Annotated in this window: 2 protein-coding genes; both read right to left on the bottom strand. The window is 53.2% G+C overall.

The genetic code is table 11. The features are described from left to right. Positions 1-375: 375 nt before the first annotated feature. Positions 376-837, bottom strand: coding sequence for an acyltransferase family protein (locus tag AC1D34_RS37355; RefSeq protein WP_476827002.1), 462 nt, complete (start codon positions 835-837; stop codon positions 376-378). Between the two features lie 307 nt (positions 838-1,144). Continuing rightward, positions 1,145-1,609, bottom strand: a complete 465-nt coding sequence (locus AC1D34_RS37350; RefSeq protein ID WP_476827001.1) for an acyltransferase family protein — start codon at positions 1,607-1,609, stop codon at positions 1,145-1,147. Between the last annotated feature and the right edge of the window lie 80 nt (positions 1,610-1,689).

Raw genomic sequence — 1,689 nt, 5'->3', positions numbered from 1 at the left:
CAGCGAGGTCTGGAACGATATCCCGCTGAGCGTCGCCACCATCCGCAACCACTATCACTTCATCCCCACCGGCCAGTCCAGGCGGCGATAGTGGATCAGCAAGCGGGGTTATCGATCGTCGCAAGGTGGCCCGCTCGCACCAGTTACCAACGATCGATGATTATCGCTTCGCCATCCAGCGCCACATCGACGCGGTTGCGAACCAGCGAGGGTACGACAGCGGTGTGACCTGCGTGTCATATCTCGGGTCGAAGAATGCCGCCTGGGCGGCTGAGGCGGTCGCCTTCGCGGCGTGGCGAGATGCCGTCTGGGCTTACGCGTACGGAGAATTGGCGAAGGTGCAGGCCGGGGAACGCCCGCGGCCAACTGTCGAGACTATTGTCTCAGATCTGCCGGCGCTAGCGTGGCCTGCGTAGGCGCGTAGATTTGGGGTGATGACGCCATCAACGGCGCGCTTCGGCTCCCAAGCGCTCGCGTCGCCACTTCAGCAATCTTCATGAACGGCCGCTCAAGTAAATAATAACTAGCCGCTGCCACTGCGATAATGAGCGGGAGGCAGATGGCTAAGTACAATCCCCCTGATTTCGTATGGCTTTGCAAGGCAAAAACCGACGTGGCTAATACCAGAATAGGAAGGTGCCACAGATAAATAGAGTATGAAATATCACCAAGAGCCGTCATCCATTTTGGTGTTCTAAACCCTCTATAAATCTCTAGGGTGACAACCCCAGTTAACACCATCGCCATTGGCAGACCGAAAAGAATTACGCTGTAGTTGCCAATCACCAGCGATGGGTTTCTAAAAACAATGATTGAACTTCCATCTATCGCTGCCAATCCAAGGGTGATTAGCGCCGGAGAGTAACGAAGTGCGATGGGTCCGTAGTACGTAATTGGGTCCGTAGTACGTAATCGCCATTGCGGATAACACGCCGAAAGCAAATTCGCACATCATCGGACTAGTGAATGTCCATAGCCACCAGTTGTCCAATACTATGCGAATGAATTCCTTAAATTCCTCGGTGACAAAAAGGGCATGCCAAGCAATTCCAGTAACGAATTTTGTTATGGTCCAAGCGAGAAATACTCGGGGTAGCGCCGAAAATATCGCCATGAGAACGGAAAAGATTAGGTAGAATCTGATCTAAATAACCAGAGTCCAGCTAACCGGGTGAAAATCCGGGGAATCGATTAAGAGAACCCCGCGCATAAATTTGAGCAGCGATGTGTCAGCCAACGGCTGCGCTGATGTATATGCGGCAAATGCCATGGATATCCAGAAAACCGGGAAGATTCGAAAAGCGCGCCTAATCAGAAAAATTGCGGCCTTGCTTATCCGGTTTGGGCCATCTGCGTTCGTTGACACAAAGTACATCACAGCGCCGCTGATCACGAAGAACAGATCAACACCGGAGTGACCGAAGGCAGCGATACGCGCGGCTGCTTGGTTCCAAAAGCCTGCTTGGCCAGAAACAACGACGGCCTGAGATGACATGTGCAAGGCGAGCACAAAAATTACCGCCACAGCGCGCAATACCTGAATCGAGCCTAGACGCCCAATCTTCAGACGTTGCTGTTGGTGGCTGACCGGGTCGACTGCATCGTTCATAGCTTGATCAAGCCCGAGGCGCGTTAGCTGTCAATCTCTCCGCTGATGGGTTGATCACATAGCCTAACAGCCACAACCGG

It is taken from the genome of Allobosea sp. P1_A7 (genome assembly GCF_056406775.1).
Note: the sequence above shows the minus strand (reverse complement) of the source record. Positions and strands in the feature narration are given on the sequence as shown.

What these genes read in the sequence shown, in the direction of transcription:
- AC1D34_RS37350 (WP_476827001.1), bottom strand. Translation starts at nt 1,609, where the DNA reads ATGAACGATGCAGTCGACCCGGTCAGCCACCAACAGCAACGTCTGAAG.